The organism is Pseudomonas sp. LS2P72 (assembly GCF_054897865.1).
Map to the genome: position 1 here is coordinate 593,273 of NZ_CM142708.1, position 21,856 is coordinate 615,128.

Below are 21,856 nucleotides of genomic sequence, written 5' to 3' on the forward strand. Positions count from 1 at the left end.
TCAGAACTCGTTCTGCAGGGCTTTGTAGCCGCGTACCAGGTCGACGTTGGTGCGCGCCACGTCCTCGGAAAACTCCGAGGCGCTGACGCTCACCGGGGGGAACTGCGACAGATCTGTCTTCGGGCCGATGCGGGTGGTGGAAGGCACATAGAAGTCTTCGGGCAAGTCGCGGCCATCGACCACCGAGTTGTGCCGAACCACGCAACCGTCACCGACGACGCAGTTGAACAGCACGCTGTTGAACCCGATAAACACCCGGTCGCCAACCTTGCACGGACCATGAACGATCGAGCGGTGGGCGATGGAACTGAACTCGCCGATGGTCACTGCTGCCCCGGACTTGGAGTGGATCACCACGCCATCCTGGATGTTCGAGTTGGCGCCGATGGTGATTGGCTCCATCTCGCCTGAGGCATCAACCTCGTCGGCACGAATCACCGCGTAAGGACCGACGAAGACGTTTTCGCCGATCACCACTTTGCCGCAGATGATGGCGGTTTTATCGACGTAGGCAGATTCGGCTATCACCGGCAAATCACCGGAAGGATTCTTGCGGATCATGGCTTGCTCAACGCGTTGTACAGGGTGTTGAGGTTGTACTCGAACAACCCGACGAAGGTGCTGGCCGGCCCGGTCGCCGCGAGCGCATCGGAGTACAACGTGCCACCGATGTGCGCGTCGCTTTCATCGGCAATTTGCTTGAGCAGGCGTGCATCCTTGATGTTTTCCATGAACACGGCTTTGACCTTGGCCTGGCGTATCTGGGTGATCAATGCCGCGACTTCAGCGGCTGACGGTTCGCGCTCGGTCGACAGACCTTGAGGCGCCATGAAGTCGATGCCATAAGCCTGGCCGAGATAACCGAAGGCATCATGGGACGTCACGATTTTGCGATTGCCCGGTGGCAGCGAACCGAGTTTGACCTTGGCTTCGGCCAGCAACGCGTAGATCTGTTTCAGGTAGGCCTGACTGTTGCGTTCGTAGTCGGCTTTGTTCGTCGGGTCGGCGGCGATCAGCGCCTTGGTGATGTTGCTGACATACAGCTCAGCGTTCGCCAGATTGTGCCAGGCGTGCGGGTCGGGAATCGTCTCGCCATCTTCATCCAGGGAGCGCGGGATGATGCCGTGGCTCGCGCTGATCACTGGCGCTTTGGTCTCGGTGCTGGTCACCAGACGGTCCAGCCAAGGCTCGAAACCCAAGCCGTTTTTAATGATGAGTTTGGCTTTGAGCAACGCCTTGGCATCGTCAGGTGTCGGCTCGTACGTGTGAGCATCGGCATCCGGGCCGACCATGTTGGTGATCTGGATATGGTCGCCGCCGACTTGATGGGTCATGTCGGCGAGGATGCTGAAACTGGTGACTACCTGGAGTTTTTCCGCAGCAGACAGCGACATCGACAGCAGCAAACTGAACAGCACGAGTAGAACGCGCATCGGGTAACACCTCATTGGGATGTGAGCAAAGGTGGGCGGCGCAGCAAACCGTGCACCGGTCCGAACACCACGGACAGCAGATACAAACCACCGGCCACCAGCACAATCGCCGGGCCACTGGGCAGCGAGAAGTAGAACGACAGCAACAGTCCGAGCCACACCGAGAGGCAGCCGAGCAGGGCGGCGATGGCAATCAACGTCGGCAAGCGACGACTCCAGAAGCGCGAGGCGGCGGCGGGCAACATCATCAAACCGACGACCATCAGCGCGCCGATGGCTTGAAAACCGATCACCAGATTCAGCACCACCAGGGTTAGAAAGACGCCGTGAGCCAAGGGGCCGAGTCGGCTGACGGTTTGCAGAAAGAGTGGGTCGAGGGTGTCCAGCAACAGCGGTTTGTAGATGAACGCCATGGCGATCAGGCTGAATGCCGAGACCCAAAGCATGCCCGTCAACGTCGGGCCATCAACCGCCAGTGCCGAGCCAAACAACAGGTGCAACAGGTCCAGACGTTTGCCGGCGATGCCGAGGATCAGCACACCGCAGGCCAGGGAGATCGGGTAGATCGCGGCGAGGCTGGCGTCTTCGCGCAGGCCGGTGCGACGGGTGATCCAGGCGGCGAGTCCGGCCATGCCGAGACCGGCACCGAGGCCGCCGATGGTCAGCGCCGGCAGACTCAATCCGGCGAACCAGAAGCCCAATGCAGCCCCCGGCAGAATGCCGTGAGCCACCGCGTCGCCGATCAGGCTCATACGTCGCAGGATCAAAAACACACCCAGCGGTGCAGTGCTGCATGCCAGAACCAACCCGCCGAGAAGTGCTCGGCGCATGAACACGAACTCGTGGAACGGTTGCCAAAGATGAGCGGCCGCGAGCATCAGGCCACCCGCGTTTGTGGTTGCTGATGGATCAGATCAACGCTCGACCCGAGGACGCAGCCAGTGCTTTTGATCAGCAACGTTTGAGGAATCTGTTGGCGGACGGCGGCCAGGTCATGGCACACGATCAGCTGGGTTCGGCCTTCGGCATGCCAGGCGTGAATGTGTTTCCAGAGCAGCGCTTGGCCGAGCTCGTCGAGGGCAGCGTGGGGCTCGTCGAGCAACAGCAGTGGCGAATCCGCGAGGCTCAAACGGGCGAGCAGGGCACGCTGTAATTCACCTCCGGACAAGGCCATCAACGGGCGCTGTTCCAGTCCGCTCAGACACCAGTTTTCCAGCACGGCTTTGAGGCGTTGTCTGCGTATCTCGGGAGGCAGCGTGCTACCCCAGAAACCGGCGGCCACTAACTCTTGCAAGCTGATGGGGAATTGGCGATCCAGATGTTGTTGCTGGGGCAGGAACGAGAGCTTGCCCTTGCGTGGAACATCCAGGATGACTTTGCCGGTCAGCGGTTTTTGCAAACCCGCGATCACTTTCAGCAGGCTGCTTTTACCCGAACCGTTCGCACCGATTACGGCGGTGAGACTTCCCTTAGTCAGTTCGAAATCCACGGGTGGAGTCAGTGGCTGGCCGGGTGCACCCCATCGCAAGGTTTGGCAATGAATCATGCGGCCTCCCAATTCCAGCGGCTTTCGGCGACCGCGTCGTGTGCGTGGAGGCTTTCCGCGTGGATGACTCGTAGGTGAAAGGCGTTGATGCCGAGGGAGCGTTTCAGGGTCAGGTTCAAACGCCGGGCGGCATCTTCGCAGAACATCAGATTCTGCCCATTGGCCAGCGCGAAGGCTTGTTCGTCGGCGCGTTTTACGGCGGTTTGTACGGCGGTGCCGAGGGCCGCTTCAGCGTCGTTGATGATCGCGATCAGCGGCAAGTCATCCAGAAAGTCGTCCAGTCGAAGCCGCAAATTCGCAGTGCTCCGTTGGCTGTGCGGCGTTGCGACGATGCCTTTTGTAGAACCGAGCCAAGCCAAAACATCGGCGTGTTGCAGCGGTTTATTGGCGAAGTCATCGACGAATTGCTGCTGTATTAGCTGCCGGGAAAGGGCAGCTGAACACGGGCAGGTCGAGGAATAAGGCACGTCGATTTTTAGTTCCACGTGGAACATCGCGTTTTTCAAACGTGCCTCGATGCTTACTGGATAGGTTTTCCAGCCGGCCAATGGACTGACCAGCGCCGGTCTTTTTAACAGTAAATCGGTGTGGATTTTTAGGTACGCGCTGTTGGACAGACCTTCATGAGTCTTGAGGAAACTTTGCAAAACTCGCCGCAACAAGGCGGGCGTCAGGTTTTCTTGCTCGAGCATTTCAAGCGCCAAGTACAGCCGCGACATATGAATCCCGCGCGCCTCTCCATCATCGAGGCTAACGCCGGCGTCGGCTTTCGCACTTAGCCGTTGACCATCGAATAAAACAGGAAGAGCAATGCCGCACATGCCCACCCAATCAAGTGGCAGGGCTTGGCGTGAGGCCTGCGCGGCGATATCCGGCAGAGTCAGCGCATTCATGAGCAGGTCCATCGTGGGAGTCGATTCTGCATGTTATGTTATTACATTAAAATCGACCATGCCTTTTTCATGAACAGGCTTTCATCATGCACAGTTGGCGCTCAGCAACACCGTGATTGGCTCTATCCGCTCTGGACAATTTGGCGTTGGTGATACGCGGATCGTCCTCGACCTCAGCGGCCCGCTCGCCAGTTTTTTGCTGCCGCCACAGGACGGTCAGGGGCATCCGGGAGCGGTCGGCGCAGAAAGAGCGTTTCATGGCCCCGCGCGCCACCAGCAGGCCGTAGCCGATGGCTTGTTCGAAGGATTACAGCGCTACTTCCAGAAAAATCCGCCGCTAAACAGTTACATCGCTTGGCAGCAAGAGCAGAAGAAATCCCTAGGCCTAACATCCTGAAAGTCGGCTACAGGTGAACTTGCCACTGCTGCCACCGGAACTGGAAAACCGATTGATCGTGGTCCAGCCGACGCGACGGTTGTAGCCGACCCAGGCCTCGCCATCGGACGCGAGCCCAGTGAAGAACGTGAGTTGTCCGTAGCGACTGTTGGTCTGTGCCCAATGGCGTTTTCCGGCCGCTTCGAAGCCTCGCAGATAGATCGTGTTTCCGACGGTGTTGACGCTGTAGGCGTTGCCGTCGCCATCCACGCAGGCCAGCAGATTGGCGCTTCGGGTGCATTTGGCCAGGCTCGGAATTTGCGCCCAGGCATCGACAGCGACCAGCAGCGAAAAGCTCATCAGCGCTATTTTCAGGGCTACACGCATAGGATTTCTCACGGACCGAACGGGCTTGAGCATCCTGCCATTTGTCATCGTGGGCAAGAGGAGAGTGGCCTGATTGTGTTGTTATAATATAACATCTAGCTAAGCCCGACACTGCGACCGGGCATCTCTGTGAGGAATACCTGATGCCCAATCGTCTCCCTGTCACCGTCCTCTCTGGCTTTCTCGGCGCTGGCAAAAGCACGCTGCTCAACTACGTGCTGCGCAATCGCGACAACCTGCGCGTCGCCGTGATCGTCAATGATATGAGTGAAATCAACATCGATGGCGGCGAAGTCCAGCGCGATGTGAGCCTGAACCGCGCGGAAGAAAAACTGGTGGAGATGAGCAATGGCTGCATCTGCTGCACCTTGCGCGAAGACTTGCTGGAAGAGGTGAGCAAACTCGCCAAGGAGGGTCGCTTTGATTATTTATTGATCGAGTCCACCGGCATTTCCGAGCCACTGCCCGTGGCGGAAACCTTCACCTTCCGCGATGAAGAAGGGCAGAGTCTGGCCGACATCGCCCGGCTCGACACCATGGTCACCGTAGTCGACGGCATGAACTTCCTGCTCGACTATCAGGCCGCCGAAAGCCTCGCCTCCCGTGGTGAAACCTTGGGCGAGGAAGACGAACGCTCGATCACCGACCTGTTGATCGAGCAGATCGAATTCGCCGACGTGATTTTGATCAGCAAGATCGACTTGATCAGCAGCAGCGAACGCCAGGAGCTGATCGCGATCCTTGAGCGGCTAAACGCCCAGGCGGAAATCATCCCGATGGTCATGGGCGAAATCCCCTTGGAGAAGATCCTCAATACCGGCCGTTTCGACTTCGAGAAGGCCGCTCAGGCGCCGGGCTGGTTACAGGAACTGCGTGGCGAGCACGTGCCCGAAACCGACGAATACGGCATCGCCTCGACAGCCTACCGAGCACGCCGACCGTTTCATCCGCAGCGCTTTTTCAGCTTCATCGATCGCCCGTGGGTGAACGGCAAACTGCTGCGCTCCAAGGGCTTCTTCTGGCTGGCCAGTAAACACATGGACGCCGGTAGCTGGTCCCAGGCCGGCGGATTGATGCGCCATGGTTTCGCCGGACGCTGGTGGCGTTTCGTGCCGAAAATCCAGTGGCCGCAGGACGAAGAAAGCACCGCCGGTATCATGGAAAACTGGACCGCAACCAGCGGCGATTGCCGTCAGGAACTGGTGTTCATCGGCCAGAACATCGACTTCTCGCAACTCACCGCCGAACTCGACAATTGCCTGCTGACCGACGATGAAATGGCGTTAGGCATCGAGGGCTGGCGACTACTGCCAGATCCATTTGGCCCGTGGCATGAAGAGGTGGCAGCCTGATGTTGGCGCCCAGTCTGAAACTGCGGCCGATCATTTATCAGGTTCAAGGTGAGACGCCGCAAGCGCTGACCCGAATACTGGATGACGGCGTGAACCTTGCCGTTTGGAAGCGCCAATTGCCGGCGCACATCGCTGATTTCGGGAGTTTGTTGCTGTCCCTGAACGAGCCGTTGGCCGAGTCACTGGTCCTGGAGTTGCCCTGCGATGACAGCGAACCCAATCTTCGCGGATTGGCCTCAGGTTTCAGCGATCTCGAAGGTTATGAAGGTTTCATCGCCGACGTCTCCTGGCTGGTCAGTGCTTTCGCCTGTTTGCTGGGCGCCAAGCGTGTCGGCCTGCGCCTGCGGGTTTTGGACAAGGCCATGTGCCCGCGTTTCCACGTCGATCATGTGCCGGTGCGGCTGATCACCACGTATTCCGGGATCGGCAGCCAGTGGCTGAAGGAAGGTGCGATGGATCGTCGACAACTGGGCAACGCCGACACCGAACCCCAGGACGGTCCGCTGATCGAGCAGATCGCCAGCGGCGAAGTCGCGTTACTCAAAGGCGAGAAATGGCATGGCAACGAAGGTTTCGGCCTTATTCATCGCTCGCCACAGCTTGCGTCCGGTGAGCGGCGGCTGATCCTGACGCTCGACTGGCTGAGCTAGCGGCTCACGGTTTGAGCCAGGTTCCCTGGCTCTGGGCTTCGCAAAACGGCTTCAAATACGCCGCATCCGTGGCTACGCCGTAATAGTGAATATCCTGCCGGTAAGGCATATTGGCGACTTGGGCGTTGCTGCACACGCCGAACGCGCCGGTGGGGCATTGGTCGACGTATTGCACTTCGACTTTCTGGCCAGGAAGGTTCGGCTGGCAGAAACCATCGGCGAATAGCTTTTCCGGGATATTGCGGTTCTGCTGGCAGACTTTCACGTCGAGTCGCGCAGCCGTGCTATGTACCACGCAAGCCTGGGCCAGCGCGTCGCCGGACATGAGCGCCAAGAGCACCGACAATCCCATCAACCGCATCCTTTACCTCCTCAGAAAACCTCGACTATGTTGCAGAACATACCCACGCACGTCATTGCTGGCCCCTTGGGCGCCGGCAAGACCAGCCTGATCAAGCACCTGCTGGCGCAGCGGCCGGCGGATGAACGCTGGGCGGTACTGATCAACGAGTTCGGGCAGATCGGCCTCGACGCTGCGTTGCTGACCCGGGACGCCGATGGTATCGCACTGGGTGAAGTGGCCGGGGGCTGTTTGTGTTGCGTGAATGGTGCGCCGTTTCAGATCGGCCTCGGGCGTTTACTGCGCAAGGCGCGGCCGGATCGACTGTTTATCGAGCCCTCCGGGCTGGGGCATCCGGCGCAATTGCTCAGCCAGTTGAGTGAGGCGCCGTGGCAAGGCGTGTTGGCTGTTCAACCCTGCGTGCTGGTGCTGGACGCCCAGGCACTTGTTGCCGGCAAACCGCTGCCGGTGCCGCAACAGGAAGCGCTCAAGAGCGCCGGGTTGTTGCTGATGAATAAAGCCGAAAACATCGACGACGCTGATCGTCAGCGAATCGCCGCACAGTTGCCGGCGCGTCCGTTGTACTGGACGCAGCAAGCCGCGTTGCCATTGAGTGAGTTACCAGGGCTTGGGGTTCAGGCTGTAGCGGGTGTGGATAACTTCGTTGCGCCCAAAGGATTGGCGCAGTTGCCGGCCATCTGGACCGATCCCGCGCTGCCAATTTGCTTGAGCCAGGAGCAGGAGGGCGGCTGGAGTGTGGGGTGGCGCTGGCATCCGAGTCAGGCTTTCGATGCGACGCTCGTTGGCCGTTGGCTTGAAAGCCTTGCCTGGCGGCGGGCGAAGCTGGTTATCCACAGCGTCAACGGGTGGGTTTCGGCGAATGCGCTGGAAAACTCGGCGCTGGACTGGCAGCCCAGCGAATGGCGGCGTGATTCTCGCATCGAGCTGATTTTCAGTGAGCCGCAGGATGTTGATTCATTGCAAAGAGAGCTGGCCGACTGCCGGTCGAGCCCGACTTGAATCAAGGACGCCATTTAGTGTGTTCTTGCCGCCACTGGCTCATCTCGATGACCTCCGCGCGCGGTTTCACTACATCGGACACCGCAGCTGTGTCGTCGAACGGCATCGGGTAGGGCGCCAGCTCAATCTGCGCACTGTGGGCGCCGAACTGGGTGATGGTGCCGTTGTGACGGCTTTCACCGGTCACGGTGAATTCGAAGTTATACACACGGGCGAGGCGCCGCCGGCCGTTGGCGTCTTTAATGAATGCGATCTTCTTCAAGGCCACGTTGCCGTCCAGCAGCTCGACTCCGAGCTTTGCGCAATGCAGCATGACCCGCTCCAGCGCACGCTCGCGCAAGCCATGGTTGTGCCACAACCACGCGCCACCGGTGGCAAGCAGCATCAGGACGAAGATATTTCCAAGGGTCAGCATCAACACGTTGCTCCAACAAGATAGTGTCAGCTTAACTGCGTCGCCGGTCTGTCGTACAGGCTGCGTTTAGTCGCATACTGCGCGGCTTGAATTTCAATCGTTTGACGGAAAACTCACCGCATGAAACGTACGCCCCATCTGCTCGCCATCCAGTCCCACGTGGTGTTCGGCCACGCTGGCAACAGCGCCGCGGTTTTCCCGATGCAGCGGGTCGGGGTGAATGTCTGGCCGCTCAATACGGTGCAGTTCTCCAACCACACCCAGTACGGCCAATGGGCCGGTGAAGTGCTGGCGCCGCATCAGATTCCCGATCTGGTCGAAGGCATCGCGGCGATTGGCGAGCTGGGCAACTGCGACGCCGTATTGTCTGGCTATCTCGGCAGTGCTGCCCAGGGCCGGGCGATCCTGACGGGGGTGGCGCGGATCAAGTCGATGAATCCCAAGGCTCTGTATCTGTGTGACCCGGTAATGGGCCATCCGGAAAAAGGTTGCAGCGTGCCCGCGGAAGTCAGCGATTTCCTGCTGGAGGAGGCGGCTGCCGTGGCGGACTTCATGTGCCCGAACCAGCTGGAGCTGGACAGCTTTTCGGGGCGCAAGCCGCAATCGTTGTTCGATTGCCTGGCCATGGCGCGAGCGCTGCTGGTGCGCGGTCCGAAGGCTGTGCTGGTCAAGCATCTGGACTATCCCGGTAAACCGGCGGATGTTTTCGAGATGTTGCTGGTGACGGCCGAAGACAGCTGGCATTTGCGCCGTCCGCTGCTGGCATTCCCGCGTCAGCCGGTGGGCGTCGGTGACCTGACGTCCGGACTGTTTCTGGCTCGCGTACTGTTGGGCGATAGCCTGGTGGCGGCTTTCGAATTCGCCGCGTCGGCGGTGCATGAAGTGCTGCTGGAAACCCAGGCTTGCTCCAGCTATGAGCTGGAACTGGTGCGGGCTCAGGACCGGATTGCCCACCCGCGAGTGCGGTTCGAGGCGACGGCGATCAGTTTGTAACAACATTCGCGGAAAAAAATCGCAGCCTTTGCGCTGGCTGCGACTTTGTCGATATCAGGCGTCGCCCTTGATGTCCTGATAGCGCTTTTCCAGCTCCTGACGAATCTGCCGACGCTGCTGGGCCTGCATGAAGCGGCGTTTGTCTTCGCTGTTCTGCGGTTGCAGTGGCGGGACAGCAGCCGGTTTGCGGTCGTCATCCACGGCGACCATGGTGAAGAAGCAGCTGTTGGTGTGGCGCACCGAGCGCTCGCGGATGTTTTCGGTCACCACCTTGATGCCCACCTCCATGGAGGTGTTGCCGGTGAAATTGACCGAGGCCAGAAAGGTCACCAGTTCGCCGACATGGATCGGCTCGCGGAAAATCACCTGGTCCACCGATAGGGTCACCACGTAGCGGCCGGCATAACGACTGGCGCACGCATAGGCCACTTCGTCGAGGTATTTGAGCAAGGTGCCGCCGTGGACATTGCCAGAGAAATTGGCCATGTCGGGGGTCATCAATACCGTCATCGACAGTTGTGCGTTTCCGGGTTCCATAGCGTTCTCACGGTTCAAGGCAGAATTTCGGGAGGGCGGCACCTCTGCGGGGGCCTCGTCAGCTTTTTCAAACCAACAGTTATCGGGACGCCAGGCAAGTGGCTGCCGTCACGCCCGGATCGATCTGTTTCCATATATTGCACCGCCTTTGCTGCGGAAGTCGTGGTGTTAACCTCCAAAAGTCCCCCTTAAGGAGCCCCACACCATGCACGCCATCAGCTTCATTCAAGATCTGGCAGTGATCATGTTGATTGCGGGTGTGGTGACAGTACTGTTTCATCGCTTCAAACAACCGGTGGTGCTCGGTTACATCGTCGCCGGCTTCATCATCGGCCCGCACACCCCGCCGTTCAGCTTGATCCACGATGAAGAAACCATCAAAACCCTCGCCGAACTCGGGGTGATTTTCCTGATGTTCTGCCTGGGCCTGGAGTTCAGCCTGCGCAAACTGTTCAAGGTCGGCGCCACGGCGTTCATTGCGGCGTTCCTGGAAATCGTGCTGATGATCTGGATCGGCTACGAGATTGGTCGCTGGTTCGACTGGAACACTATGGACTCGCTGTTCCTCGGCGCGATTCTGGCGATTTCGTCCACCACCATCATCGTCAAGGCGCTCAACGATCTGAAGATGAAGAACGAGCGCTTTGCGCAGCTGATTTTCGGCGTGCTGATCGTGGAAGACATCCTTGGTATCGGCATCATCGCCTTGCTGTCGAGCATCGCGGTCAGCGGCACGGTCAGTTCCGGCGAAGTGTTTTCGACTGTCGGCAAGCTCTCGCTGTTCATGATCGTCGCACTGGTCATCGGCATCCTGCTGGTGCCGCGATTGCTGGCTTACGTGGCGAAGTTCGAAAGCAATGAAATGCTGCTGATCACTGTATTAGGCCTGTGTTTCGGCTTCTGTTTGCTGGTGGTCAAACTTGAATACAGCATGGTGCTCGGTGCCTTCCTGATTGGCGCGATCATGGCTGAATCCCGGCAGTTGCTGAAAATCGAGCGTTTGATCGAACCGGTTCGCGACCTGTTCAGTGCGATCTTCTTTGTCGCCATTGGGCTGATGCTCGATCCGATGATCCTGCTGCAATACGCGTGGCCGATTGCGGTGATCACTGTGGCCGTGGTGCTGGGCAAGATGTTTTCTTGCGGTCTTGGCGCCTTTATCGCTGGCAATGATGGACGCACCTCACTTCGCGTCGGGATGGGGCTTTCGCAGATTGGCGAATTTTCTTTCATCATCGCGGCGCTGGGCATGACGTTGCAGGTCACCAGCAACTTCCTTTACCCGGTCGCCGTAGCCGTCTCGGTGATCACCACGTTGCTGACGCCTTACCTGATCCGCGCGGCTGATCCGTTGTCGATCAAGCTTGCCGCGGTGATGCCGAAGCGACTGGGCAGGGTATTGGGGATGTACGGCGAATGGCTGCGCAGCATCCAGCCTCAGGGCGAGGGCGCGCTGTTGGCGTCGATGATTCGGCGGATTCTGTTGCAGGTGGGCATCAATCTGGCGCTGGTGATTGCGATCTTCTTCTCGGGCGCTTATTTCGCCGAGCGCATGTCCGCTTACCTGCAAGACTGGATCAGCGACCCGAGCTGGCAGAAAGCGTTGATCTGGGGCGGGGCGTTGCTGTTGTCGCTGCCGTTTCTGATCGCCGCCTATCGCAAGCTCAAGGCGCTCTCGATGCTATTGGCGGAGATGGGCGTGAAACCGGAGATGGCCGGCCGTCACACGCAGCGCGTGCGTCGGGTGATCGCCGAAATGATCCCGATCCTCTCGCTGCTGGTGATTTTCCTGCTGCTGGCAGCCTTGTCGGCCAGTATTCTGCCGACCAACAAGTTGCTGGTGCTGATCGTCGTCGTCGCGGCCGCTGTAGCGGCGCTGCTCTGGCGCTGGTTCATCCGCGTGCACACGCGGATGCAGGTGGCGTTGCTCGAAACATTGGACAACCACAAGGATTCGTCCGGCCACTGACATCGCACCTGTAATTGAATGGACTCGCCCACGCCGAGGCGTCAATGCGCCACGGTGGCAGTCTAAACAGCCAACGACAGCGAGGGCGAGTCCATGAAAAAGCATACTTCGATTGATCAATCCTTGTCTTCTGCCGATTTATCGGCCTGCACTACCGTGGCGGTCGACCTGGCCAAGCATGTGTTCCAGCTCGCCGGCGAAGACGCCCTCGGCAAGGTGCATTATGAGCAGCGGATCAAGTCGCGCGAGGCGTTCTACGAGTTTCTCCGCCAGCTGCCGCCTCATGTCGTGGTCCTGATGGAGACCGGCCCAGGCGCTCAAGCTTGGGCCCGGCAGCTGCAGGATCAAGGCAACCTGGCGCGGATTCTGCCTGCCGGTCTGGTGGCCAAGCATCGCAGCGGCCCTAAAAATGATCGTAACGATGCGCTGGCCATCCTGCGTGCCGGTCGCGACGAAAAGATCTGCGCAGTGCCGGTCAAAAGTGTCGCAGCGCTGGCCATGCAGGCACTGCATCGCGCTCGTCAAGGTTACGTGCGTCGCCGCACCGCCGTGAGTAATCAGATGCGCGGCCTGCTGCTTGAGCACGGGATTGCGCTGGCACAGGGCGACGTCGCGATCAGCCAGAGAATCCCGCGGATATTGGAGGATGCCACCCAGCCGGTGCCTGCCCTGTTGCGCGAGCTGATCGACGAACTGTTGGCCGAGTGGCGCCATTTGGGCGAGCGCATCAACGTCCTGACGGGACGTTTGGAAGTGGCCGCGAACGCCGACAAGACAGCCAAACGGTTGATGACGGTGCGCGGTATCGGCCCAATCACCGCTACGGCGCTGGTGGCCAAGGAAACCAAGCCTGAGCGTTTTCTCAATGCTCGCATGTTCGCCGCGTACTTCGGCATGGTCCCTGATCAGCACAGCAGCGGGAAGACGATTCAACTGGGGGACATGACCAAGCGAGGCGATAGCTATTTGCGCAGCCTGATGATCCAGGGTGCCCACGCGGTATTGCAGCAGTTGCGACCTGATTCCCAACAGCCCGACGACCGCCGTTTGTTGCGCTGGATGAGCCGATTGGGCCGCAAGGACGCAGCGGTCAGGTTGGCCAATCGCAACCTGCGCATCGTCTGGGTGCTTTTACAGAATGACCAGACTTATCGTCGCCAGCCCGCCGACGGCCAGCAAGCGACGATGAGCCACTGATCCACCGAGTTCTGCCACCGAGGTACCTACTGACCAACCTGTTGCTGAAAAAACATTGACCCCTGGTAAGACCGGCGTGGAGTGATGCCTAAGCTGCTAGTGGCCTTCGAGGCCTGACTGTAATCGGCATGCCACGAGCTCTTCCAATTTTGGCCAGAAGCCGACGACGGCTTCCTCGAACAGGCCTAATACATAGATGCAACGGGGCGGCAGTTTTTTTAAAAGCGGGTAGACAGTGGGGGCGAGTCCATACATAGCAGCTGCCGAAGGCTGCGTCCGGCTGCGCAGCAGTCGCAAAATCGGGCAATGAGATTTCCAGGTAAACCGAGTCTTCAGGGTTTACGACTGCTGCGCAGTCGAACGGGGATAAACCCCCTCGCCACAACGCCAGTTGCTACAAAGTCGAGGCGTCTCAGCTTTCCAGCCAGACGTCCCGCGCCCAGTGCCATACCGATTCCCAGGTTTCTTCGGCGATCAGCTCTTCTTCGGCCAACCACAGCACCACGGTGCCGTCTTCTTCGACCAGGTAGTAGTTGTCACCGTCCTGGCAGATCGGAATCATGCTGCGATCAACACCCGCATCCCAGGCGTTGGCGGCAACGTCCGGCAGGTAGGTGTGGGATTGCGGGTCGGTAACGGTTACCGGCTCCAGGCTGCCGTAGACGACGTCGCTGACGGTCAGCAAAAATTCTCTGAAGACAAATGGAATATCGATGAACAGCTGTTCTTCGATTTCCACCAGTTGATCTTCGTCGGGTAACTCCAAGGGGACCGGTACCGGTTCGTTGGCTTCACGCAGTTGTTCGATGATTTCTTCCACGTCCGGGATCCTCTTGCTTGATGGCGCGGTTTAGTTGGGGCGGTTTATACAGTAGCTCGCTATAGATGCAACCGCGAAATAGAAAAACCCCGGCCAGGCCGGGGTTTTATTACAACAGGTGAAACGCGGGAAGTGATCAGCCGTTCTGGCGGATACCGGCGACCAGCCAAGGCTGGTTCTCGCCCTGCGGACGTTCCATGTTCCAGCTTTCGCTGAACACTTCGCCCTGGTCGAAACGCGAGGACTTCGACACACCGCTGAAGGTCAGGGTGGCGATAGTCTTGTCCGCACGGTCATCAACGCCGTCCAGTTGTACCTGGAGGTTATCGATGTAGGTCGACTGGAAGGCGTCGCCCAGATCAGCACGTTCGCGCTTGAGGAACTCCAGCAGTTGCGGAGTCACGAACTCGGCGATCTTGTCCATTTCGTTGGCGTCCCAGTGCTGCTGCAGGGACTGGAAGTGGTTGCGGGCCGCTTCAATGAAGTTGTTTTCATTGAACCAGGCCGGGGCGTTGATCACCGGACGAGCGGCAACCGGTGCTGCCGAGCCGCCGAAGATCGAACCCATGGCCGCTGGCTTCTGCTCGAACACTTCACGCTGCATCGGTGCGCCAGCTGGAGCCATGTGCCCTTGCTGCTTGCGACGACGAGCGGCGATGAAACGGAAGACCAGAAAGGCGATGACGGCCATGATCAGGATGTCGAAGATCTGCATGCCCTGGAAGCCGTCGCCCATGAACATGGAGGCCAGCAAGCCACCGGCAGCGATACCGGCCAGAGGGCCGAGCCAGCGCGAAGCACCGCCGGCCTTGGCGGCAGCGCCCGCGGCACCGGCCGCGCCCGCAGTGGCAGCAGCGCCGCCTGCAGCAGAAGAAGGAGCCATTTGGCTGGTCTGGTGAGTCGGCGCAGCGCCGGAGCTCTTGCCGCCACCAAAGCGCTTGGCAGCATTGGCGTCGAGGCTCATCGTCAGGCCAATGCACAACGCCATGGCGATGCTAAGAAAACGTTTCATATAGGGAATTCCCATTTGTGGAAGGCACGCGCGCCATGTTGCACAGCTGAAGTGTTACTGGCTAGCGGCAGAGTGTTTCGGGCTTTTGCCTGACAGGTTGCGTTCAGCTTCAGTCAGCGCAATAAGGCCTGTTAACTTTGGTCTGTAAGACGAGTGGATAAGTTCTGTAAGAAAGGCGATCAGTGCCACTGCGCGATCAAACTGTGGGAGCGAGCCTGCTCGCGATAGTCGCACCGCGGAATAGCAGAAACACCGCGTCATCGTTCATCGCGAGCAGGCTCGCTCCCACAGAAATGCTCCCTGACGATCGCCTTTATACCGCTTCCAGCTTCGCGTAACCCAACATCAGCCACTTGCTGCCTTCGCTGAAGTTCACCTGCACCCGAGCCTGAGCCCCGGCACCTTCGAAGTTCAGGATCACACCGTCGCCAAACACCGAATGCCGTACGGCCTGGCCGAGGCTGAACCCGGTGTCGGGGATCTCGCTACCGCCAAACAGGCTGCTGGAATTCTGCTGCTGGCCACCACCGAACGGACGGCTGACGCTGTTGGACAGCCGCACTTCCTGGATCAGGCCTTTCGGCACTTCACGTACGAAACGCGACACCTTGTTGTAAGTCTCGCTGCCATACAGGCGCCGGGTTTCAGCATAGGTCATCACCAGGTTCTGCATCGCCCGAGTGATACCGACGTAGGCCAAACGGCGCTCCTCTTCAAGACGACCCGGTTCTTCAAGGCTCATCTTGTGCGGGAACAAGCCTTCTTCCATGCCCACCAGGAACACGTAAGGGAATTCCAGACCCTTGGCGCTGTGCAAGGTCATCAACTGAATGCTGTCTTCGTGCTCGTCGGCCTGAGTATCCCCGGCCTCCAGTGACGCGTGACCGAGAAACGCTGCCAATGGCGTCAGGTCTTCGTCTTCTTCAGCGTTTTCGAAGTTGCGCGCGGCGCTGACCAGTTCCTCAAGGTTTTCTACCCGGGCCTGGCCTTTCTCGCCTTTTTCCGCTTCGTGATAGGCGATCAGCCCGGACTGCTCGATGACGGTCTGGGTCATCAGGTGAAGCGGCATATCCATGCACTTGGCAGAGAGGTTCTCGATCAACTCGATAAACGCCCCAAGAGCGCCGGCAGCACGGCCGGTCAGGCCTTTATTGGCGACCAGCAGACGCATGGCTTCCCACATCGACACATCGCTATGACGGGCATGGTCGCGAATCGCTTCAACGGTTTTCTCCCCGATACCACGGGCCGGGACGTTGATCACCCGCTCCAGCGCTGCATCGTTGCCGCGACCTTCCAGCAAGCGCAGGTAGGCCATGGCGTTTTTGATTTCTGCCCGTTCGAAGAAGCGCTGACCGCCATAGATGCGGTACGGAATGCGCTCACGCAACAAAGCTTCTTCCAAAACGCGCGATTGGGCGTTGGAGCGGTACAAAATCGCGATATCGCTGCGGGCCAAGCCGGTTTTCAGCGCGCTTTCGATGGTTTCCACCACGTAACGTGCTTCATCGTGTTCGTTGAACGCGGCGTACAGATTGATCGCTTCGCCTTCGCCGCCGTCGGTCCACAGCTCTTTGCCCATGCGTCCGGTGTTATTGGCGATCAGGGCGTTGGCCGCTTTGAGGATGCCGGCGGTGGAGCGGTAGTTCTGCTCCAGACGAATGGTTTCGGCATCTGGAAAATCGTCGGAATACTGATAGATGTTTTCGATTTTCGCGCCGCGCCAGCCGTAGATCGACTGATCGTCGTCGCCGACCACCATCAGGCTGTCGCCGCCCTTGGCCAGCAGTCGCAACCAGGCGTACTGCACGGCGTTGGTGTCCTGGAATTCGTCTACCAGGATGTGGCGGAAGCGTTGCTGATAATGCGCCAGCAAGCCTGGATGATCGCGCCACAAGTCGAGGGCGCGCAGCAGCAATTCGGAGAAGTCGATCACGCCAGCGCGCAGGCATGCAGCCTCATAGGCTTCATAAATGCTGCGCATGGTTGCCAGGAACAGGTCGCCGCTGGCTTGAATGTGTTGCGGACGCAGACCTTCGTCTTTCTGTCCGTTGATGAACCACTGGGCCTGACGGGCCGGCCAGCGTTGCTCGTCCAGGCCCAGCTCGCGGATCACCCGCTTGACCAGCCGTTGCTGGTCGTCGCTGTCGAGAATCTGGAAAGTCTGGCTCAGGCCGGCTTCCTGCCAGTGCGCCCGCAGCAAGCGGTGCGCCAGGCCGTGGAAGGTGCCGACCCACATGCCGGCCGGGTTGATACCCATCAGCTGCTCGATGCGATGACGCATCTCGGCAGCGGCCTTATTGGTGAAGGTCACCGACAGGATGGAGTGGGGCGAAGCGTTTTCGACCTGGATCAACCAGGCGATACGGTGCACCAGCACTCGGGTTTTACCGGAACCAGCACCGGCCAGGACCAACTGACGACCCACGCGGGCAGCTACGGCCTGGCGTTGGGCATCGTTGAGGGAGTTCAGCAGAAGGGAGAGATCATCGCGCATCGGGGCATTCTAGGGTGCGCCGTCACACCGGGCAAACCGAGCTTTGCATTAGCCGATGAAAGAAGCACGGATGACGACCGGTCGGTCACTGGCTGCAGGCGTTGGCGGGGCTCGCTCCGAAGCTTTTCAGCGGGTATGGAGGGCTCCGTTTTTTGTCGATTTTATGATCTGGAGCAGTTTGGTCCGGGCATTTGCTTGTGTATGCTCCGTCGACGTTTCGGGCTCATGCTCACCATTATAAGAACAAGAACATTGCCTATGACCCTCAGCACCGACCTGTCGGGCCCCGTTGTGGAGCCTCGGGTTATTCGCAAACAGTACGCCATGGAAATGGCGGTCGAACGCACGCGTCTGCTTTATCAGGGCTCGTTGCTGCCCACATTATTCATGTTGATCAATGGTCTGGTCTGCGCTGGCTTGCTTTGGAGTCCGCAGCGCTACTTCCTGGTCAGCGTCTGGCTGGTATGGCTGTTGTCGCTGGTGGCGTTGCGGGTGATTCAAGTCGCGGCCTTCGATTCGGCAATACCCAACCGTCAGGTCCATCCGATCTGGCGCCGCATGTTTTTACTGGGTTCGGCCATGACCGGCCTGACCCTGGCCGGCGCCGGCATTGCGCTGGTACCCGCCGATAACTTCGTTGAACAAGCCTGGGTGTTCGGCCTGATCGGCGCCGCAGCGCTTTCGGCCAGCGTTGCCTACGCGGTCAGCCTGCCGGCGTTCCTGTCCTTTACCTTGCCCTGTCTGTTGCCGGCCATCGGCTATCTGTTCTGGGGCGGCGATGAACAAAGTCAGGGCTGGGGCTGGTTCGGGCTGATTTTACTGGGCGCGTTGAGTGTGGTCGCCTGGCAGGTCAATCGGCTCATCGATAGCGGACTGTTACGGCGCTTCCAGAATCAGGCATTGATCGAACACTTGCAGCAGGCCCAAAGCTGCAGCGACCAGCTCAATCAAACGCTGGCCAAGGAAATCGACCAGCGCCGTCGTGCCGAAGACGAGCTGCGGCAAATTCAGATCGAGCTGGAAAGCCGTGTTGCCCAGCGCAGCCTGGAGCTGGACGCTGCCAACCAGGCCCTGAGCAAGAGTGAAGCGCGACTCGCCCTGGCATTGAAGGCAAGTGAGCTCGGGTTGTGGGACTGGAACCTGCAAACCGACGAAGTCCACCACACCCATCTTCAAGAATTGTTCGGCCTGGAGCCGGAATTCGTGACGGCGATGCTTCGCCACCTCAAGCCGCGCTTGCACCCTGATGACTTGCCGTCGCTCAAGCGCGCCCTGGTCGAGCATTTGAAGGGCCGCAGCGAGGATTACCAGATCGAGTACCGCGTGCGCCACGGCGATGGCCATTGGGTCTGGATCGAGGACCGAGGTCGAGCGGTTGAGCGCGGCGAAAATGGCCGGGTGATCCGCATGGTCGGCACCCGTCGCGACATCAGCGACAGCAAAGCTCTGGAAGAGCAACGGCAACTGGCCGCGACGGTGTTCGAAGCCGCCAGCGAAGGCATCGTGATTTTCGATCCGGATTACGCACTGATCGCGGTCAACCAGGCCTTCAGCCGAGTCACTGGCTATGACATTGAAGACATGATCGGACGCAACGTGGTCGAGTTGCCGTGCAGCCGGGATGCCCGCCGACACTACGGGGCGATTCATCAGGCGCTGGAGCAGCACGGCAGTTGGCAGGGCGAGCTGGTAGAAACCCGCAAGAATGGCGAGTTGTATCCGCAATGGTTGCAACTGAACGCTGTGCGCGATGCTCGGGGAAATGTGAGCCATATTGTAGGTTTCTTCGCCGATCTATCGGCTCGGCGTGAATCCGAAGAACGCATGCGTTACCTGACGCATTACGACGAATTAACGGGTCTGGCCAACCGTTCTCTGTTCCGCGAACGGCTAAGCGAAGCTCATCAGCGGGTGCGTCAGGGCGGCCACCGCAGTCTGGCGTTGCTGCACATCAATCTGGATCGTTTCAAGCTGCTCAACGACAGCCTTGGCCATGAAATCGCCGACCAACTCTTGCAGAAAATGGCTCGGCGGCTGGTCAATGCGTTGCCCGAAGCAGACACCATCGCTCGCTTGTCCGGCGATGAGTTTGCCGTGTTGTTCAATGCCTACGGCAACCTGTCGAGCCTGGCGCGGGTGGCGACCCGACTGTCGACCAAGCTGCGTTTGCCGATCACTGTCGAGGGCCATGAACTGGTGGTCAGCGCGTCCATGGGCATCAGTATGTTGCCGGACAACGCGCGAGAAATTTCCGCGCTGGTCCATCAGTCAAATATGGCCATGCAGCACGCCAAGCACCTGGGCGGAAATAACTTCCAGTTCTACACCGACAGCCTGCAAGCCAGCACGCTGGAGCGCTTGCAGCTGGAAAATCAGCTGCGTAAGGCCATCGAAGAGAAGCAACTGAAGGTGTTTTACCAACCGAAACTGTGCCTCGCCACGGGCCGGTTGAATGCCGCCGAGGCGCTGGTGCGTTGGGATCACCCGACCATGGGCCGCGTGCCGCCGGGGGACTTCATCGGCCTGGCCGAGGAAACCGGGTTGATCGGCGCGATCGGCGAGTTCGTGTTGCGTCAGGCTTGCTGGCAAGCCTGTGAGTGGCAGCGTCAGGGGCTTTCGCCGATACGGGTGTCGGTCAATCTGTCGGTGCATCAATTGCGTCAGGGCAAACTGGTCAGCCTGGTGCGTCAGGTGCTGGAAGAAACCGGTCTGGCGCCGCACTACCTGGAGCTGGAGCTCACCGAAAGTCAGTTGCTGGACAGCGTCGAGCACATCATCGCGACCTTCCAGCAATTGCGCGATCTGGGCGTGAAACTGGCGATCGACGATTTCGGCACCGGTTATTCGTCCTTGAGTTACCTCAAGCGCATCCCGGTGGATTACGTGAAGATCGATCAGGCATTTATCCGCGGTCTGGGGGAGAGCAGTGAGGATGCTGCGATTACCCGGGCGATCATTGCCATGGCGCACGGCCTGTCGCTCAAAGTGGTGGCCGAGGGTGTGGAGCGGGAAGAGCAGTTGGCGTTTTTGAAAGCCGAGCACTGCGATGAAGTGCAGGGTTATTTGATTAGCCGTCCTGTCGAGGCCGATGGCCTGGCTGCACTTTTACGTCAGGACACAAATTCCCTGTAATTGAATGGACTCGCCCACGCCGAGGCGTCAATGCGCCACGGTGGCAGTCTAAACAGCCAACGACAGCGAGGGCGAGTCCATGAAAAAGCATACTTCGATTGATCAATCCTTGTCTTCTGCCGATTTATCGGCCTGCACTACCGTGGCGGTCGACCTGGCCAAGCATGTGTTCCAGCTCGCCGGCGAAGACGCCCTCGGCAAGGTGCATTATGAGCAGCGGATCAAGTCGCGCGAGGCGTTCTACGAGTTTCTCCGCCAGCTGCCGCCTCATGTCGTGGTCCTGATGGAGACCGGCCCAGGCGCTCAAGCTTGGGCCCGGCAGCTGCAGGATCAAGGCAACCTGGCGCGGATTCTGCCTGCCGGTCTGGTGGCCAAGCATCGCAGCGGCCCTAAAAATGATCGTAACGATGCGCTGGCCATCCTGCGTGCCGGTCGCGACGAAAAGATCTGCGCAGTGCCGGTCAAAAGTGTCGCAGCGCTGGCCATGCAGGCACTGCATCGCGCTCGTCAAGGTTACGTGCGTCGCCGCACCGCCGTGAGTAATCAGATGCGCGGCCTGCTGCTTGAGCACGGGATTGCGCTGGCACAGGGCGACGTCGCGATCAGCCAGAGAATCCCGCGGATATTGGAGGATGCCACCCAGCCGGTGCCTGCCCTGTTGCGCGAGCTGATCGACGAACTGTTGGCCGAGTGGCGCCATTTGGGCGAGCGCATCAACGTCCTGACGGGACGTTTGGAAGTGGCCGCGAACGCCGACAAGACAGCCAAACGGTTGATGACGGTGCGCGGTATCGGCCCAATCACCGCTACGGCGCTGGTGGCCAAGGAAACCAAGCCTGAGCGTTTTCTCAATGCTCGCATGTTCGCCGCGTACTTCGGCATGGTCCCTGATCAGCACAGCAGCGGGAAGACGATTCAACTGGGGGACATGACCAAGCGAGGCGATAGCTATTTGCGCAGCCTGATGATCCAGGGTGCCCACGCGGTATTGCAGCAGTTGCGACCTGATTCCCAACAGCCCGACGACCGCCGTTTGTTGCGCTGGATGAGCCGATTGGGCCGCAAGGACGCAGCGGTCAGGTTGGCCAATCGCAACCTGCGCATCGTCTGGGTGCTTTTACAGAATGACCAGACTTATCGTCGCCAGCCCGCCGACGGCCAGCAAGCGACGATGAGCCACTGATCCACCGAGTTCTGCCACCGAGGTACCTACTGACCAACCTGTTGCTGAAAAAACATTGACCCCTGGTAAGACCGGCGTGGAGTGATGCCTAAGCTGCTAGTGGC

The 21,856-nt window shown here is 59.5% G+C and carries 21 protein-coding genes; 8 read left to right on the forward strand and 13 right to left on the reverse strand.

Annotated features, from left to right (window positions below; all coding sequences use genetic code 11):
• The 7 genes from ACYZUA_RS02620 to ACYZUA_RS02650 form a co-directional block, all read right to left on the reverse strand.
• Positions 1-561: a gamma carbonic anhydrase family protein gene (locus tag ACYZUA_RS02620; protein WP_046044954.1), complete on the reverse strand. Its 561-nt coding sequence runs from the start codon at positions 559-561 to the stop codon at positions 1-3.
• Positions 558-1,433 carry a metal ABC transporter substrate-binding protein gene (locus ACYZUA_RS02625; protein WP_461961971.1) on the reverse strand — a complete coding sequence of 292 codons (876 nt, stop codon included), beginning with the start codon at positions 1,431-1,433 and terminating at the stop codon, positions 558-560. The genes ACYZUA_RS02620 and ACYZUA_RS02625 overlap by 4 nt, the downstream gene beginning before the upstream one ends.
• A gap of 11 nt (positions 1,434-1,444) precedes the next feature.
• Positions 1,445-2,311, reverse strand: coding sequence for a metal ABC transporter permease (locus ACYZUA_RS02630; protein WP_461961972.1), 867 nt, complete (start codon positions 2,309-2,311; stop codon positions 1,445-1,447).
• Positions 2,311-2,979 carry a metal ABC transporter ATP-binding protein gene (locus tag ACYZUA_RS02635; RefSeq protein WP_461961973.1) on the reverse strand — a complete coding sequence of 223 codons (669 nt, stop codon included), beginning with the start codon at positions 2,977-2,979 and terminating at the stop codon, positions 2,311-2,313. Before ACYZUA_RS02635 ends, ACYZUA_RS02630 begins: the two co-directional genes overlap by 1 nt.
• Positions 2,976-3,872 (reverse strand): GTP cyclohydrolase FolE2, encoded by an 897-nt coding sequence (folE2, locus tag ACYZUA_RS02640; RefSeq protein WP_461961974.1) that lies wholly within the window; start codon positions 3,870-3,872, stop codon positions 2,976-2,978. Before folE2 ends, ACYZUA_RS02635 begins: the two co-directional genes overlap by 4 nt.
• 67 nt (positions 3,873-3,939) lie before the next feature.
• Positions 3,940-4,131: a hypothetical protein gene (locus tag ACYZUA_RS02645; RefSeq protein ID WP_461964179.1), complete on the reverse strand. Its 192-nt coding sequence runs from the start codon at positions 4,129-4,131 to the stop codon at positions 3,940-3,942.
• 126 nt (positions 4,132-4,257) lie between these two features.
• The gene (locus tag ACYZUA_RS02650; RefSeq protein WP_461961975.1) at positions 4,258-4,635 is read right to left on the reverse strand and encodes a glutamine synthetase; all 378 of its coding nucleotides are present in this window, start codon (positions 4,633-4,635) and stop codon (positions 4,258-4,260) included.
• A gap of 143 nt (positions 4,636-4,778) precedes the next feature.
• Here ACYZUA_RS02650 and zigA point away from each other — a divergent pair, with 143 nt between their 5' ends.
• Positions 4,779-5,987 carry a zinc metallochaperone GTPase ZigA gene (gene zigA / locus ACYZUA_RS02655; protein ID WP_461961976.1) on the forward strand — a complete coding sequence of 403 codons (1,209 nt, stop codon included), beginning with the start codon at positions 4,779-4,781 and terminating at the stop codon, positions 5,985-5,987.
• Complete coding sequence (locus ACYZUA_RS02660) at positions 5,987-6,637, forward strand: DUF1826 domain-containing protein (RefSeq protein ID WP_461961977.1); 651 nt, start codon at positions 5,987-5,989, stop codon at positions 6,635-6,637. Before zigA ends, ACYZUA_RS02660 begins: the two co-directional genes overlap by 1 nt.
• A gap of 4 nt (positions 6,638-6,641) precedes the next feature.
• On the opposite strand, the gene ACYZUA_RS02665 is transcribed toward ACYZUA_RS02660, so the two are convergent.
• On the reverse strand, positions 6,642-6,998 hold the full coding sequence (locus tag ACYZUA_RS02665; RefSeq protein ID WP_046044962.1) for a hypothetical protein: 357 nt from the start codon (positions 6,996-6,998) through the stop codon (positions 6,642-6,644).
• Positions 6,999-7,025: 27 nt separating this feature from the next.
• On the opposite strand from ACYZUA_RS02665, the gene ACYZUA_RS02670 reads away from it, so the two are divergent.
• Positions 7,026-7,997 carry a CobW family GTP-binding protein gene (locus ACYZUA_RS02670; protein ID WP_461961978.1) on the forward strand — a complete coding sequence of 324 codons (972 nt, stop codon included), beginning with the start codon at positions 7,026-7,028 and terminating at the stop codon, positions 7,995-7,997.
• Between the two features lies 1 nt (position 7,998).
• On the opposite strand, the gene ACYZUA_RS02675 is transcribed toward ACYZUA_RS02670, so the two are convergent.
• Positions 7,999-8,412, reverse strand: a complete 414-nt coding sequence (locus tag ACYZUA_RS02675; RefSeq protein ID WP_461961979.1) for a DUF3301 domain-containing protein — start codon at positions 8,410-8,412, stop codon at positions 7,999-8,001.
• A gap of 120 nt (positions 8,413-8,532) precedes the next feature.
• On the opposite strand from ACYZUA_RS02675, the gene pdxY reads away from it, so the two are divergent.
• On the forward strand, positions 8,533-9,405 hold the full coding sequence (gene pdxY / locus ACYZUA_RS02680; protein ID WP_461961980.1) for a pyridoxal kinase PdxY: 873 nt from the start codon (positions 8,533-8,535) through the stop codon (positions 9,403-9,405).
• Positions 9,406-9,459: 54 nt separating this feature from the next.
• Here the strand turns inward: pdxY and ACYZUA_RS02685 are convergent, their stop codons facing one another.
• Positions 9,460-9,942, reverse strand: coding sequence for an acyl-CoA thioesterase (locus tag ACYZUA_RS02685; protein ID WP_461961981.1), 483 nt, complete (start codon positions 9,940-9,942; stop codon positions 9,460-9,462).
• A gap of 205 nt (positions 9,943-10,147) precedes the next feature.
• Here ACYZUA_RS02685 and ACYZUA_RS02690 point away from each other — a divergent pair, with 205 nt between their 5' ends.
• Both ACYZUA_RS02690 and ACYZUA_RS02695 read left to right on the forward strand, forming a co-directional pair.
• On the forward strand, positions 10,148-11,911 hold the full coding sequence (locus ACYZUA_RS02690) for a cation:proton antiporter (protein ID WP_461961982.1): 1,764 nt from the start codon (positions 10,148-10,150) through the stop codon (positions 11,909-11,911).
• Positions 11,912-12,004: 93 nt separating this feature from the next.
• The gene (locus ACYZUA_RS02695) at positions 12,005-13,108 is read left to right on the forward strand and encodes an IS110 family RNA-guided transposase (RefSeq protein ID WP_461961983.1); all 1,104 of its coding nucleotides are present in this window, start codon (positions 12,005-12,007) and stop codon (positions 13,106-13,108) included.
• A 412-nt stretch (positions 13,109-13,520) separates the two neighbouring features.
• On the opposite strand, the gene ACYZUA_RS02700 is transcribed toward ACYZUA_RS02695, so the two are convergent.
• The 3 genes from ACYZUA_RS02700 to uvrD all read right to left on the reverse strand — a co-directional run bounded on the left by ACYZUA_RS02700 (position 13,521) and on the right by uvrD (position 17,437).
• A complete protein-coding gene (locus ACYZUA_RS02700) occupies positions 13,521-13,928 on the reverse strand; it encodes an SMI1/KNR4 family protein (RefSeq protein ID WP_008156656.1) in 408 nt (135 codons plus the stop codon).
• Positions 13,929-14,064: 136 nt separating this feature from the next.
• Complete coding sequence (locus tag ACYZUA_RS02705; protein WP_461961984.1) at positions 14,065-14,940, reverse strand: Tim44 domain-containing protein; 876 nt, start codon at positions 14,938-14,940, stop codon at positions 14,065-14,067.
• Between the two features lie 313 nt (positions 14,941-15,253).
• Entirely contained in the window at positions 15,254-17,437 is a 2,184-nt protein-coding gene (uvrD, locus tag ACYZUA_RS02710) for a DNA helicase II (RefSeq protein ID WP_461961985.1), read from the reverse strand.
• A 258-nt stretch (positions 17,438-17,695) separates the two neighbouring features.
• On the opposite strand from uvrD, the gene ACYZUA_RS02715 reads away from it, so the two are divergent.
• A complete protein-coding gene (locus ACYZUA_RS02715; RefSeq protein WP_461961986.1) occupies positions 17,696-20,569 on the forward strand; it encodes an EAL domain-containing protein in 2,874 nt (957 codons plus the stop codon).
• A 79-nt stretch (positions 20,570-20,648) separates the two neighbouring features.
• Complete coding sequence (locus ACYZUA_RS02720) at positions 20,649-21,752, forward strand: IS110 family RNA-guided transposase (protein ID WP_461961983.1); 1,104 nt, start codon at positions 20,649-20,651, stop codon at positions 21,750-21,752.
• The last annotated feature ends 104 nt before the right edge of the window (positions 21,753-21,856 follow it).